This is a genomic window from Serratia sp. EWG9 (genome assembly GCF_019913725.1).
Classification (GTDB): Bacteria; Pseudomonadota; Gammaproteobacteria; order Enterobacterales; family Enterobacteriaceae; genus Serratia; species Serratia ureilytica.
Window position 1 is genome coordinate 305,292 of sequence record NZ_JADNRO010000006.1, and the last position, 12,767, is coordinate 318,058.

The following is a 12,767-nucleotide window of genomic DNA, read 5'->3' on the forward strand; positions in this document are numbered from 1 at the left end:
CAAAAATCTGCAATGGCGAAAGGGAGAAAGCTTGCTTTCATCTTGCGCTGCTTACACACTCCTTGAAACGTTTCAGCGTTATCCGACCGCTTGTGGGCAGCGGGTAACGCTCCTTTTTCTCAATGAAGCTGAAACGATTCAATTCAGCAGGAGAGGAGAATCATGTTCCAGTTGTCACCGCAAGACATTCATCTGGGCGCCGCTGCCGCCGATAAGCAGGAGGCCATCCGTCAGGTGGCCGCCGCGCTGACCGAAGCCGGCTGCGTCAGCGCCGGTTATGTGGACGGCATGCTGCAGCGCGAACTGCAGACGTCCACCTACCTGGGCAACGGCATCGCCATTCCGCACGGCACCACCGATACCCGCGATCTGGTGTTGAAAACCGGCGTGCAGGTGTTCCAGTTCCCGCAGGGCATCGCGTGGGGGGAGGGCCAGACCGCCTATGTGGCGATCGGCATCGCCGCCCGTTCCGACGAGCATTTGGCGCTGCTGCGTCAGCTCACCCACGTGCTGAGCGATGACAGCGTGGCGGAGCGGCTGGCGAAAACCACCTCCGCGGAAGAGCTGCGCAGCCTGTTGATGGGCGAACGGCAGAGCGCCGAATTCCAGTTCGACGTTTCGCTGATTGCGCTCGACGTCGCCGCCGACAGCCTGATGACGTTGCAGGCGCTGAACGCCGGCCGTCTGCAAAAAATCGGGGCGGTCAACGCGCAGTTCGTCAGCGATGCCATCACCCGCAAACCGCTGAATCTGGGGCAGGGCATTTGGCTCAGCGACAGCGTTGAAGGCAACCTGGCCAGCGCGGCCACCGTCAGCCGCCCGGCGCAGGCTTTCGTGGAAGACGGCGAGCCGGTGGCGCTGCTGCTGACGGTGTCGGTCGCCGATGCGCAGCCGCTGGCGGTGCTCAACTACCTCAGCGATCTGCTGCTGGCCAACAAAGCTGAACGCTTGCTGAAGGCGGATGCCGCCGGCGTGCTGGCGCTGCTGACCAGCGACGTGGCGGAAGAGAGCAGCGTGCTGAGCGCCGAATTCGTGATCCGCAACGAGCACGGTCTGCACGCGCGGCCGGGTACGGCGCTGGTCAACGTGATCAAAAGTTTCAACAGTGACATCACCGTCACCAACCTGGACGGCAGCGGCAAGCCGGCCAACGGGCGCAGCCTGATGAAGGTGGTGGCGTTGGGCGTGAAGAAAGGGCATCACCTGCGCTTTACCGCCAATGGAGAAGATGCTGAAGCCGCGCTGAAGGCGATTGGCGAAGCGATTAATGAAGGACTGGGCGAGGGCGCAGCATGAGCAGAAGAGTAGCAACAATCACCCTGAACCCGGCGTACGATCTGGTGGGTTTCTGCCCGCAGATTGAACGCGGGGAAGTCAACCGGGTAAAAACCGCCGGCCTGCATGCCGCCGGTAAGGGCATCAACGTCGCCAAGGTGTTGAAAGATTTAGGCATCGACGTCACCGTCGGCGGCTTCCTGGGCAAAGATAATCAGGACGGTTTCCAGCTGCTGTTCAGCGATCTGGGGATCGCCAACCGCTTTCAGGTGGTGCCGGGGCGCACCCGCATCAACGTCAAGCTGACGGAAAAAGACGGCGAAGTGACCGATTTCAACTTCTCCGGCTTCGAAGTGACGCCGCAGGACTGGGATCGCTTCGTCAGCGACTCGCTGAGCTGGCTGGGCCAGTTTGACATGGTGGCGGTGAGCGGCAGCCTGCCGGCCGGCGTCGATCCCGACGCGTTTACCGACTGGATGACCCAACTGCGCGCCAAGTGCCCGTGCATCATTTTCGACAGCAGCCGCGAAGCGCTGGTCGCCGGGCTGAAGGCCTCGCCGTGGCTGGTCAAACCGAACCGCCGCGAGCTGGAAATCTGGGCCGGTCGCCCGCTGCCGACGCTGGCAGACGTGGTCGAGGCCGCGCATGCGCTGCGCGAACAGGGCATCGCCCACGTGGTCATCTCCCTCGGCGCGGAAGGCGCGCTGTGGGTTAACGCATCCGGCGCCTGGATCGCCAAACCGCCGTCCTGTGAGGTGGTCAGCACCGTGGGCGCCGGCGATTCGATGGTCGGCGGCCTGATTTATGGCCTGCTGATGCGCGAATCCAGCGAACACACCCTGCGTCTGGCCACGGCGGTAGCGGCGCTGGCGGTCAGCCAGAGCAACGTCGGCGTGACCGATCGTCCCCAGTTGGCCGCGATGATGGCGCGCGTCGATCTGAAACCTTTCAATCAATAGCAGGAGGCAGAATGAAAACGCTGCTGATGGTAGACAGTTCGCAGGGACAGGCCCGTGGCCACCTGGCGAAACGCATGCTGGAGGCCGCCGCGGCCAAAGCCGGCCTGACGCTGGTCGAGTCGCTGCAGGACGCCGAACTGGTGGCGGTGGCGGGGCAGGCTGCTCCTGCTGACGCCGCGCTGAACGGCAAATTGATCTATGTGGGCGAGGTAGAACAGGCGGTGCGTGAACCGGACGCGTTTCTGGCGCGCGCCCAGGCCGAAGCTGAAACCTATCAGGCGCCGCAGGCGGCTGCGGTGAAAGCCGATGGACAAAAACGCATCGTGGCGATCACCGCGTGCCCGACCGGCGTGGCGCACACCTTTATGGCGGCCGAAGCCATTGAAAGTGAAGCCAAGAAACGCGGCTGGTGGGTGAAGGTGGAAACGCGCGGCTCCGTCGGCGCCGGCAACGCCATCACCCCGGAAGAAGTGGCGGCGGCGGATCTGGTGATCGTCGCGGCGGACATCGAAGTGGATCTGGACAAGTTTGCCGGTAAGCCGATGTATCGTACTTCCACCGGTCTGGCGCTGAAGAAAACCGCGCAGGAACTGGACAAGGCGCTGGCCGAAGCCGAAGTGTTCCAGCCGCAGCAGCGCAGCGGCGCGGCGCCGACGGCGAAGAAGAAAGAGGGCAGCGGCCCGTATCGTCACCTGCTGACCGGCGTGTCCTACATGCTGCCGATGGTGGTGGCGGGCGGTTTGTGCATCGCGCTGTCGTTCGTGTTCGGCATCAAGGCGTTTGAGGTCAAGGGCACCCTGGCGGCGGCGCTGATGCAGATCGGCGGCGGCTCCGCCTTCGCGCTGATGGTGCCGGTGTTGGCCGGTTTCATCGCCTTCTCCATCGCGGATCGTCCGGGCCTGACGCCGGGCCTGATCGGCGGCATGCTGGCGGTGAGCACCGGCGCCGGGTTCCTTGGCGGCATCATCGCCGGTTTCCTGGCGGGTTATGTCGCCAGGGCGATCAGCAGCAAGCTGCGCCTGCCGCAAAGTATGGAAGCGCTGAAGCCCATCTTGATCATTCCGCTGGTGGCCAGCCTGATCACCGGCCTCATCATGATTTACGTGGTTGGCACGCCGGTGGCGAAAATCATGGAAGGCCTGACCCATTGGCTGCAGTCTCTGGGCACCGCCAACGCCGTGCTGCTGGGGGCGATCCTGGGCGGCATGATGTGCACCGACATGGGTGGCCCGGTGAACAAAGCGGCCTACGCGTTCGGTGTGGCGCTGCTCAGCTCCTCGGTGTATGCGCCGATGGCGGCCATCATGGCGGCGGGCATGGTGCCACCGCTGGCGATGGGCCTGGCGACGCTGCTGGCGCGCCGCAAGTTCCCGAAATCCGAACAGGAAGGCGGCAAGGCGGCGTTGGTGCTGGGGCTGTGCTTCATCACCGAAGGGGCGATTCCGTTCGCCGCCCGCGATCCGATGCGCGTGTTGCCGTGCTGTATCGCCGGCGGGGCGCTGACCGGCGCGCTGTCGATGGCCTTCGGCGCCAAGCTGATGGCGCCGCACGGCGGCTTGTTCGTGCTGCTGATCCCGGGCGCGATTTCGCCGGTGTTGCTGTACCTGGTGGCGATCGCCGCCGGCACGCTGTTGGCCGGGGTGGCTTATGCCCTGCTGAAACGTGCTGAAGTACCGGCGGCCAGCGTGGCGTAACGGCGATCCAGCCATAAAAAAACCGGAGCCCAGGCTCCGGTTTTGTCGTTTGGGCGCCGCGTTACTGCTGCGCTTTCAGCCAGGCGATCTCTTCGGCCCAAATATCCGGGTTTACCGTTTCCAGAATCAGCGGGATATTGTCGAAACGCGGATCGCGCATGATGTAGCTGAACACCGTTTTGCCGATGTTGCCTTCCCCCAGGCTGTGATGGCGGTCGACGCGGCTGTTAAACTCGCTCTTGGCGTCGTTCAGGTGCATGCCGCGAAGGTAGTTGAAACCGACGATGTCGCCCAACTGCTTGAAGGTGCGCTCGCACTCTTCTTCGGTGCGCAGATCGTACCCGGCGGCGAAGGCGTGGCAGGTGTCGATGCAAACGCCGACGCGGCTTTTGTCTTCGACGCCGTCGATGATCGCCGCCAGGTGCTCGAATTTGAAGCCCAGATTGCTGCCCTGGCCGGCGGTGTTCTCGATCACGGCCGTCACGCCGGCGGTTTTATCCAGCGCGATGTTGATCGATTCGGCGATGCGCGCCAGGCATTTATCTTCGTCGATTTGCAGCAGGTGGCTGCCGGGGTGGAAATTCAGCAGCGTCAGCCCCAGCTGTTCGCAGCGCTGCAGCTCGTCGATAAACGCCTCGCGCGATTTTTCCAACGCGTCGGCTACCGGGTGCCCCAGATTGATCAGGTAGCTGTCGTGCGGCAGGATTTGCCCCGGCTCGTAACCGTACTGGGCGCAGGCGCTCTTGAACTTATCGATCACGTCGGCGGCCAGCGGGGCGGCCTTCCATTGACGCTGATTTTTGGTGAACAGGGCGAACGCGGTCGCCTCCAATTCGTGCGCGCGGATAACCGCCTGATCCACGCCGCCTGACGCGCTGACATGTGCACCGACAAACTTCATCTTCATTCTCCTGTGTTATCGGTGACATTATGGCATTGATGGCGGGCGGATTGAATGGCGAAAAGCGGCGGCCCGCCGAAGCGGGCCGCCGAGGGAGATTACAGCAGGTGTTGCACCAGTTGGTTTATCGCGCCGCCGCCGACCAGCAGCCAGACGAACAGCAGCGTCGCCAGCAGAATCGGTTTCATCCCGGCCTGGCGCACGGCGCTGATGTGGGTGGTCAGCCCGAGCGCCGCCATCGCCATCGCCAGCATCCAGGTGTCGGCGGTGATCAGGTGCCGCACCAGCGTGGCCGGCAGCAGGTTGAAGGAGTTCAGCCCGGCGACGGCGATAAACAGCACGGCGAACCACGGAATGGTGATGGCGGATTTTTCCGCCTTTCCTGCGCTGCCGCGGCTGATATAGCCCGACAGCAGCAGCAGGAACGGCGCCAGCATCATCACGCGGATCATCTTGGCGATCACCGCCGCATTTTCGGCGTCAGGCCCGATGGCGTGCCCGGCGGCGACCACCTGAGCCACTTCGTGGATGGTGGAGCCGGCGTAGATGCCGAAGGTTTCCTGGCTGAACGGCAGCCACTGGAAGTGCTCATTCAACTGATACAGCCACGGATAGGCGAAGATCGCCAGGGTGCCGAACACCACCACGGTCGAAACCGCCACCGCCACTTTGCTGGAGTCGGCCTTCAGCACCGGCTCGGTGGCCATCACCGCCGCCGCGCCGCAAATGCTGCTGCCGGCGCCGATCAGTATCGCGGTTTGGCTGTCGATGCCGAACACTTTCTTGCCGAGCCAGCAGGCCAGCAGGAAAGTGGTGATCAGGGTCAGCGCATCGATGATGATGCCGCTGGCGCCCACGTCGGCGATCTGCTGAAAGGTCAGCCGGAAGCCGTAAAGGATAATGCCCAGACGCAGCAGGCGCTGTTTGGCCAGCTGTACGCCGCTGTGACAAACGGTTTGCCAGCGGGGGTACAGCGTGTTGCCCACCAGAATGCCGAGCAGGATCGCCAGCGTCAGCGCCCCCAGCCCCAGCTCCGCCACCCAGGGAATGTCGCCGGCCCAGACGGCCAGCGCGGTGAGCGCGCCGGTCAGCGCCAGCCCCGGCACCAGCCGCGGCAGGCCGAACAGCGGGAAGCGTCGCTCGGGGTAAGTGTGAGTGGTATCAGTCGCCATATAAAGTCAGTCCTTCAGTCTGTTTCTTGCGGTCAAGAGTACGTTTGGGCTGAATAAAAGAGAAATTGATTATATATTTATAACCTATCTGAATAAGTGGTATGGGGTCAGCCATTGGCATAACGCCGCATTGCGGCTAGGGTGTGGAGGAGCGGCGAGCCGCCGTCAATTTTCCAACTAACAGGAGCAGGCGATGGATACCGACGATCAACGCAGAGAGCAGGTAGATCAGGAAGTGGGCCGCGCGGTGCGGCGGTTGATTGAAGAAAACAAGGCGATCGACCGCGACCATCTCGCGGCGATGCTGCAATTGATACTGCGGGACGAAACCGGCACGCCGCGAGAGCCGGTGCTGGCCGCGGCGGCGCAGCTGGTCGCGTTGGGCAAATAGCGCGCCGATCTGGCCGCAAACAGGGTCGCCTGGCCGGGCTGCCCACCACACCATGTTGGGGTTCTCTGGCAGAACCCTCTTTCAATACCGGGACAGCTATGCATATCACGTTGCGTCAACTGGAAGTCTTTACCGAAGTGCTGAAAAGCGGTTCGACCACGCAGGCCTCGGTGGTGCTGGCGCTGTCGCAGTCGGCGGTCAGCGCGGCGCTGGCGGATCTGGAAGGGCAGTTGGGCGTGCAGCTGTTCGATCGCGTCGGCAAACGGCTGGTGATTAACGAGCACGGCCGGTTGCTGTATCCCAAGGCGCTGGCGCTGTTGGAACAGGCGGGGGAGATAGAGCAGCTGTTTCGCCATGACGGCGGGGCGTTGCGCATCGCCGCCAGCAGCACCATCGGCAACTACATGCTGCCGGAGATGATCGCCCGCTACCGCCGGGATTTTCCCGCCACGCCGCTGGAGCTGAACGTCGGCAACAGCCAGGACGTGATCGTGGCGGTGGCGGATTTTCGCGTCGATCTGGGGCTGATCGAAGGGCCTTGCCATATGCCGGAGCTGGTGACGCAGCCGTGGCTGGAGGACGAGCTGGTGGTGTTCGCCGCGCCGGATAACCCGCTGACCCGTCAACCGCCGACGCTGGAGGCGCTGGCCAATGCGCCGTGGATCCTGCGCGAGCGCGGTTCCGGCACCCGTGAGGTGTTGGACCATCTGCTGTTGGCGCATCTGCCGCACTTCCAGCTGGTGATGGAGCTGGGCAACTCGGAGGCGATCAAGCATGCGGTGCGGCACGGCATCGGCATCAGCTGCCTGTCGCGGCGGGTGGTGGCGGAACAGCTGGCCAGCGGCGCGCTGGTGGAACTGCCGGTGCCGTTGCCGCCGCTGCGCCGTACCCTGTACCTGATCCGCCATCGGCAAAAGCACGTCTCCAACGCGTTGCAACGTTTTCTCAGCTATTGCGTGCTGTAACCGGCGGCACGTCAAGCCCTCTGCTGCCGCGCAGGCCGGAAAAAGCATAAAAACCTGCGCGCGCTCACATTAATGAGAGTAAGTAAGGCTATAAGGGCCGCAGCTAATAATTGCCTCTGAATTATGAAGCTATCTTATATCGGTGCAATGTTGCTAGTTCACCGGCGGGTATTTGTTACAATCCGCCCTCATTTTTCGAAGAGCAGATAGATAGGGAACGAATGGCTCAGCAGGATATAAAAACATCGGGGCAGCAAGCACCCGGATTGCGCCGTGAATTGAAAGCCCGGCATTTGACCATGATCGCCATCGGCGGCTCCATCGGCACCGGTCTCTTCGTCGCTTCGGGCGCCACGGTTTCTCAGGCAGGCCCCGGCGGGGCGCTGCTGTCTTACGCTCTGATCGGTTTGATGGTGTACTTCCTGATGACCAGCCTGGGCGAATTGGCGGCCTTTATGCCGGTCTCCGGTTCATTCTCCACCTACGGCGCCAAATACGTAGAAGAAGGCTTCGGCTTCGCGCTGGGCTGGAACTACTGGTACAACTGGGCGGTGACCATCGCCGTTGACCTGGTGGCCTCGCAGTTGGTGATGAGCTATTGGTTCCCGGACACCCCGGGTTGGATCTGGAGCGCGCTGTTCCTCGGCCTGATGTTCCTGCTGAACTACATTTCGGTGAAAGGGTTCGGCGAGGCGGAATACTGGTTCGCGCTGATCAAGGTCAGCACCGTGATTATCTTCATCGCCGTCGGCGTGATGATGATCGTCGGCATTCTGAAGGGCGGCGAGCATGCCGGCTGGCAGAACTGGACGATAGGAGACGCGCCGTTTGCCGGTGGCTTCTCGGCGATGATCGGCGTGGCCATGATCGTCGGCTTCTCGTTTCAGGGCACCGAACTTATCGGCATCGCGGCCGGCGAATCGGAAAACCCGGGTAAAAACATTCCGCGCGCGGTGCGTCAGGTGTTTTGGCGTATCCTGTTGTTCTATATCTTCGCCATTCTGATCATCAGCCTGATCATTCCGTACACCGATCCGAGCCTGCTGCGCAACGACGTGAAAGACATCAGCGTCAGCCCGTTCACGCTGGTGTTCCAACATGCCGGCCTGCTGTCGGCGGCGGCGGTGATGAACGCGGTGATCCTGACGGCGGTGCTGTCGGCCGGTAACTCGGGCATGTATGCGTCGACCCGCATGCTGTACACCCTGGCTTCGGAAGGCAAGGCGCCGCGCATCTTCGCCAAGCTGTCGAAAGGCGGCGTGCCGCGCAACGCGCTGTACGCGACCTGCGTGGTGGCCGGCCTGTGCTTCCTGACGTCGATGTTCGGTAACCAGTCGGTTTACCTGTGGCTGCTGAACACTTCGGGCATGACCGGTTTCATCGCCTGGTTGGGCATCGCCATCAGCCACTACCGTTTCCGTCGCGGCTACATGCTGCAGGGGCGCGATCTGAATGATTTGCCGTACCGTTCCGGTTTCTTCCCGCTGGGGCCGATCTTCGCCTTCGTGCTGTGTCTGATCATCACCCTGGGGCAGAACTACCAGGCCTTCCTGCAAGACAAGATCGACTGGTACGGCGTGACCGCGACTTACATCGGTATTCCGCTGTTCCTGCTGATTTGGTTTGGTTACAAGCTGTCGCAAGGCACCCGTGTCGTGAAGTACAGCGAGATGGAATTCCCGAAGATGGACGTGAAGTAATTTTCGGTGAGTGACACGCGGCGGGGGCTCCCGCCGCGTTTTGTTTTACTTTTTCCCGCCTTTGGCTTCCGCCAGCGCCTGCTGCGCCGAGCTCATCAAACTCTCTACCGTCGCGTAATCCTGCGTCAGCGCCACAATGCCGGCGTTAAGCTGCATGTTCACCTCGCCGAACGCGCCAAAATCGTAGGGCGCTTCCAGCGGCGGCACAATGCGCGCCAGGAACTCGCTTTCCGCGCCGTAGGGCAGATCGTGCACCAGAATCAGAAACTGGCCGCCGGTATAGCGGCAGATATAGTCGCTGGGGCGGATCAGCGTCTTGAGGCGCTCGCCGACGGTGCGCAGCACGTCGTCGCCGATCTGGACGCCGTGGCTTTGGTAGAGCGCCGCCAGCGGGCCGAATTCAAGAATGAACAGGTGGGAGATCGGCTGCGCCGTTCCGGGACGGCAGATGCTGCGCATCACCGCCTCGCCGCCTGCGCGGTTGAGAAAGCCGGTCAGGCGATCGCGGTGCGACGCCTGCTGCTTCTCCCACGCCAGCGTGACGTGCTGCACCAGCTGGCGGTGGTAGCGCGCGATCATGCCGTGGGCCAGCACCAGCCACAGCGGCGCGAGGTCCGCCAGGACAAACAGGTTTTGCACGCGCGACAGCGGCGCCGCCAGCAGGTAGGGCAGCGTCAGCGCGATCACCTCAAGCAGCGCGAAGCGCGGGGCGGCGGCGTGGCGCTGCATCAGCCAGCAGGCCAGGGCGGTGATCGTCAGGCCGGCGAACAGCATTAAGACAAAGCGGCCCGAGAGCATCGCCAGAGCGGCGCTGGCGCCGACCAGCAGTGCCCACAGCAGCACCGTCACCAGCATGGCGTTCGGCCAGGCCGGTTGACGCCGGCGCGCCAGCCAGGCTCGCCCGGCGGTCAACAACAGCAGCAGCAGCAACAAACCGATGCCGAGCGGCCGCTGGACCAGCCAGGCGTACCCCGCCAGCAGCGCGGCCGGCCCCGCGGCATTCAGCCAGGGCGTGAGAGGAGAGGGCGTCAGCGTGAGACGCAGCTGGCGTTGAAACGGCTCGTCATCGGCGTGCAGCGGGCTGTATAACAGCCAGTTCAGCAGCGCCGGGCGTTTGGGCGTTACCGCCGGAGATGGACTTCTCATTACAGCCTCGTCAATCAATAAGGCCGCTCTTGCGGCGGCCTGAAGTTTTTTTGCACGCGCGGTGCTGTGATTTTGGATTCTATGTGGTTTTGCCGTTATTTGTCAGAGTCTGGTCGGATCAGGAAGAATTTTCAGAATAATTAACCTACTGGCCGTTGGCGGGGGAAAGCGTGGTGGTTTGAAAAATGGCGATAAAAAACAAATTATTACATTTCGATAACGCCGTTTTCACCTATTGATATGATTGATAAGTATTATCGTTTGTTTTATTGTTAACGGCCGTGCGCAGGCTGCTGCCGCACACTTCTCGGTTCACGGCGGCCGCTTTCGCGCCGCTGTCATGATGGTTGCAACAGGTATCTTAACTAATGAGCGTATCCACCGATCCCATGACTGAAGCCAAGGGGCAACCCGACGCCGGCGTGATGGGGCGTTATCAGCATATTCTTCGCCATCGCCTGTTGATGATGGGCGTATTGGCATTGGCGATCCTGGGCTCGCTGCTGCTGGATTTCACCATGGGGCCGTCCGGCCTGTCGTTGTCGTCCTTATGGCAAACGCTGCTTGATCCCGCCGCGGCCGATGCCGGCACGCGGGTGATCGTCTGGGACATCCGCTTGCCCTATGCGTTGATGGCGGTGGTGGTGGGCTTTGCGCTCGGCCTGGCCGGGGCGGAAATGCAGACCATCCTGAATAACCCGCTGGCCAGCCCCTTCACCCTCGGGGTGTCTTCCGCCGCGGCCTTTGGCGCCGCGCTGGCGATCGTGCTCGGCATCGGCATTCCGGGGATCCCCGATCAGTGGTTCATCTCCGCCAACGCCTTTATCTTCGCGCTGTTCGCCGCGCTGATGCTTGACGGCATCACGCGCTGGACGCGGGTCGCCACCTCCGGCGTAGTGCTGTTCGGCATCGCGCTGGTGTTTACCTTCAACGCGCTGGTCTCGATGATGCAGTTCATCGCCAGCGAGGACACGCTGCAGGGGTTGGTGTTCTGGACCATGGGCAGCCTGGCGCGCGCCTCGTGGGACAAACTGGGCATTCTGTTCGGGGTGTTCGCCGTGCTGCTGCCGCTGTCGATGATGAGCTCGTGGAAACTGACCGCGCTGCGTCTGGGTGAAGACCGGGCGGTGAGCTTCGGCATGACGTGCGTCGGCTGCGTTTGACCACGCTGCTGCGCATCAGCATGCTCTCGGCGCTGGCGGTGGCTTTCGTCGGGCCGATCGGCTTTATCGGTCTGGTGGCGCCGCACATCGCCCGCATGATCTTCGGCGAAGATCACCGTTTCTACCTGCCGGCCAGTGCGCTGATTGGCGCGCTGGTGCTGTCGATGGCCTCGGTGGCGTCGAAAAACCTGGTGCCTGGGGTAATCATCCCGGTGGGGATCGTGACGTCGTTGGTCGGGGTGCCGTTCTTCCTGAGCATTATTCTGCGCCACCGGGGGAACGTATGAGCCAGGGTTTACGGATAGAAAACTTCTCGGCGGGTTACCCGAAACGCCAGGTGATCGACAATCTCTCGGTGCCGATGCTGCCGCGCGGGCAAATCACCGTGTTGCTGGGGCCGAACGGCAGCGGCAAATCGACATTGCTGCGCTCGCTGGCCGGGCTGAATCCGGCGCAGGGCAAGCTGTGGCTGGACGACGGCGATTTGATGCAGATGCCGTTCGCCCGTCGGGCGGAGAAAGTGGTGTACCTGCCGCAGTCGCTGCCCGCCGGGGTGCATCTGCACGTGCTGGAGTCGATCATCGTGGCGCAGCGCGCCTCGGGCGGCCGCAGCAACGCCGGCAGCGAAGCGGAAGTGATGGCTTTGCTGGAACAGCTGGGCATCGCCCACCTGGCGCTGAGTTATCTCGATCAGCTGTCCGGCGGCCAGAAACAGTTGGTGGGGTTGGCGCAGTCGCTGATCCGTCAGCCGTCGCTGCTGCTGCTGGATGAGCCGCTGAGCGCGCTCGATCTCAACTACCAGTTCCACGTGATGGATTTGGTGCGCCGCGAAACCCGCAAGCGCGATATCGTGACGGTGGTGGTGGTGCATGACATCAACATTGCGCTGCGTCACGGCGACCACGTGCTGATGCTGCAGGATGGCGATCTGATCGCCGACGGCGCGCCGGATCAGGTGATTACGCCGCAGAGCCTGGCGCGGGTCTATGGCGTGCGCGGGCGCATCGAGCGTTGCTCGCAGGGCACGCCGCAGGTGCTGATAGACGGTCTGGTGAACCAGCCGACGATATAGTCCAAGAAAAGCCCGGCATCGCCGGTAATGCCGGTCAGTTAAGCCTGACTGGCATTTTTTTATCCCATCTTTGTGTGTTTCGTGCAGCCTGAATTGCCGTAAAAATCTCTCATTTCTCTGATGCCGTAGCGAACGGCAATTGGAGGGGCCGAAGGCGCGGCCCCTCCACCCGCGCCTTCGCTTAACACCGTCTGTCCGCTACGCGGATACCCTCGCCGTGTCTGCGTTGTCGGGCGGGTCGGCTGCGACAAACGTCCCTGTTAGTCTCGCCTCAACGGCCTTCCCTGGCCGGTTGCCCCTGACAACGCCGTCTTGCTCGGCAGCCGGTG

Annotated in this window: 10 protein-coding genes and 1 pseudogene; 8 read left to right on the forward strand and 3 right to left on the reverse strand. The window is 62.7% G+C overall.

Annotated features, from left to right (window positions below; genetic code table 11):
- Positions 1–162: 162 nt before the first annotated feature.
- From fruB to fruA, 3 genes are read left to right on the forward strand one after another with little or no spacing between them, the layout of a single operon-like run.
- Positions 163–1,296: a fused PTS fructose transporter subunit IIA/HPr protein gene (gene fruB / locus ITX55_RS16025; RefSeq protein ID WP_069100293.1), complete on the forward strand. Its 1,134-nt coding sequence runs from the start codon at positions 163–165 to the stop codon at positions 1,294–1,296.
- Positions 1,293–2,234, forward strand: a complete 942-nt coding sequence (gene fruK, locus ITX55_RS16030; protein WP_015378523.1) for a 1-phosphofructokinase — start codon at positions 1,293–1,295, stop codon at positions 2,232–2,234. Before fruB ends, fruK begins: the two co-directional genes overlap by 4 nt.
- Positions 2,235–2,245: 11 nt before the next feature.
- Complete coding sequence (gene fruA, locus ITX55_RS16035; RefSeq protein WP_206358431.1) at positions 2,246–3,928, forward strand: PTS fructose transporter subunit IIBC; 1,683 nt, start codon at positions 2,246–2,248, stop codon at positions 3,926–3,928.
- Between the two features lie 61 nt (positions 3,929–3,989).
- On the opposite strand, the gene nfo is transcribed toward fruA, so the two are convergent.
- Together nfo and ITX55_RS16045 are read right to left on the reverse strand one after the other, a co-directional pair.
- Positions 3,990–4,829: a deoxyribonuclease IV gene (gene nfo, locus ITX55_RS16040; RefSeq protein ID WP_129992836.1), complete on the reverse strand. Its 840-nt coding sequence runs from the start codon at positions 4,827–4,829 to the stop codon at positions 3,990–3,992.
- Between the two features lie 98 nt (positions 4,830–4,927).
- Positions 4,928–6,001: a YeiH family putative sulfate export transporter gene (locus ITX55_RS16045; RefSeq protein ID WP_033652542.1), complete on the reverse strand. Its 1,074-nt coding sequence runs from the start codon at positions 5,999–6,001 to the stop codon at positions 4,928–4,930.
- Between the two features lie 193 nt (positions 6,002–6,194).
- On the opposite strand from ITX55_RS16045, the gene ITX55_RS16050 reads away from it, so the two are divergent.
- From ITX55_RS16050 to ITX55_RS16060, 3 genes are all read left to right on the forward strand, one after another.
- Complete coding sequence (locus tag ITX55_RS16050; protein WP_033643799.1) at positions 6,195–6,392, forward strand: hypothetical protein; 198 nt, start codon at positions 6,195–6,197, stop codon at positions 6,390–6,392.
- Between the two features lie 98 nt (positions 6,393–6,490).
- The gene (gene yieE / locus ITX55_RS16055; protein ID WP_021505917.1) at positions 6,491–7,357 is read left to right on the forward strand and encodes a DNA-binding transcriptional regulator YeiE; all 867 of its coding nucleotides are present in this window, start codon (positions 6,491–6,493) and stop codon (positions 7,355–7,357) included.
- A 221-nt stretch (positions 7,358–7,578) separates the two neighbouring features.
- On the forward strand, positions 7,579–9,057 hold the full coding sequence (locus tag ITX55_RS16060) for an amino acid permease (RefSeq protein ID WP_033643798.1): 1,479 nt from the start codon (positions 7,579–7,581) through the stop codon (positions 9,055–9,057).
- A 45-nt stretch (positions 9,058–9,102) separates the two neighbouring features.
- On the opposite strand, the gene ITX55_RS16065 is transcribed toward ITX55_RS16060, so the two are convergent.
- Positions 9,103–10,203: a GGDEF domain-containing protein gene (locus ITX55_RS16065; RefSeq protein ID WP_033652543.1), complete on the reverse strand. Its 1,101-nt coding sequence runs from the start codon at positions 10,201–10,203 to the stop codon at positions 9,103–9,105.
- A 368-nt stretch (positions 10,204–10,571) separates the two neighbouring features.
- Between ITX55_RS16065 and ITX55_RS16070 the strand changes: the two are divergent.
- Positions 10,572–11,653, forward strand: a pseudogene (locus ITX55_RS16070) (FecCD family ABC transporter permease).
- Positions 11,650–12,438 (forward strand): ABC transporter ATP-binding protein, encoded by a 789-nt coding sequence (locus ITX55_RS16075; protein ID WP_033643795.1) that lies wholly within the window; start codon positions 11,650–11,652, stop codon positions 12,436–12,438. The pseudogene ITX55_RS16070 and the gene ITX55_RS16075 overlap by 4 nt, the downstream one beginning before the upstream one ends.
- Positions 12,439–12,767: the final 329 nt, after the last annotated feature.